Raw genomic sequence first — 1,151 nt, forward strand, 5'->3', positions numbered from 1 at the left:
CTGGGGCGGCAGGGTTCGTGGTCGTCGTTGGGCGGTAGAGCGCCGCTTCGCGGCCCCCTCACCTAGCCTCTCCCGAGGGCGAGGGACTTGCCGCGTTCGTCGCAGAAACCTTGCCTGCCTGTCGCAGGTCGGTTGGCCGGCGGGCGGCGTGACGCGATCCATCTCCCCGACCCGCCGCGATGTGCGGCTTAACTTTTGGGGGAGATCACCCATGCGTAAGATCATTGGCGCGGCCATCGCCGGCGCCGCCCTGCTGGGCGCCGCCAGCGCGGCCCAGGCCGCCACCGTGGCGCTTGAGAACGGCAACTTCAACGACGGCTGGTCCCAGGCCGACGGCGACTTCCGGCCCGGCCACGCCGGCGGCAATCCCCCCGGCTGGGGCGCCTCGGGCGGCTCCTCGACGGGGCATTGGAATCCGACCGTCGCGGACTTCGCCAACGAAGCCGCTCACGGCGGCGTGGGTTGGGCGCACGGGTCCGGCATATCCAATCAATCGAACCCCGGCATGCTGGCGCAGAAGGTCGCCGGCCACACGATCTTGGCCAACACCCGCTACACCCTGACGATGGACGTCGGCAGCCAGATGCGAGGCACGGGCGTGTTCGGGTTCGAGATCGGTTTGATGGGCGGCCTGCTGAACGGCACGGGCGACATCTTCGCCCAGCTGACCGACGCGACCAGCGGGATCACGATCTTGCCGGGGAATTTCGGGACCGTCAGCCTGGTGTTCGAGACCGGGGCCAGCGACGCCTTCATCGGCAAGGAGCTCTATATCCTGATCAGCGGCACCGGGGCGGGCGCGGCCTTCGACAACGCCATGCTCGACGCCTCGCCGCTCAGCGTGTCGGCGGTGCCGGAGCCGGCGACCTGGGCGATGATGATCGTCGGGTTCGGCGGCGTCGGGTCGATGGTGCGCTCGGCTCGGCGGCGGAACGCGGCGGCCTGGGCCTAGCGCCGCTCTTGTCCTTGCCGTCTTTTGGCGACGCTAGAGAGCCGCTTCGCGGCCCCAACCTCTCCCGAGGGAGAGGGACTTCTGGGGTGAGGGGCTTTGCCGCTAGCGCTTCAACTGCCCTTCCAGGTATTTGCGGATGGCCGGGCCGTAGGGTGGACGCATCTGCTGCAACGGTTTGTCGGCCTTGATCTGGGTGTAG

General features: G+C 69.0%; 1 protein-coding gene. It reads left to right on the forward strand.

Annotated features, from left to right (window positions below; all coding sequences use genetic code 11):
* The first annotated feature begins 211 nt into the window (after positions 1–211).
* The gene (locus Q7T84_RS18320) at positions 212–952 is read left to right on the forward strand and encodes a PEPxxWA-CTERM sorting domain-containing protein (RefSeq protein WP_304811745.1); all 741 of its coding nucleotides are present in this window, start codon (positions 212–214) and stop codon (positions 950–952) included.
* The last annotated feature ends 199 nt before the right edge of the window (positions 953–1,151 follow it).

The sequence above is a fragment of the Phenylobacterium sp. genome (genome assembly GCF_030654915.1).
Lineage (GTDB): Bacteria > Pseudomonadota > Alphaproteobacteria > Caulobacterales > Caulobacteraceae > Phenylobacterium.

Coding starts and splice junctions, on each gene's coding strand:
- Q7T84_RS18320 (WP_304811745.1), top strand. CDS start 212: ATGCGTAAGATCATTGGCGCGGCCATCGCCGGCGCCGCCCTGCTGGGC.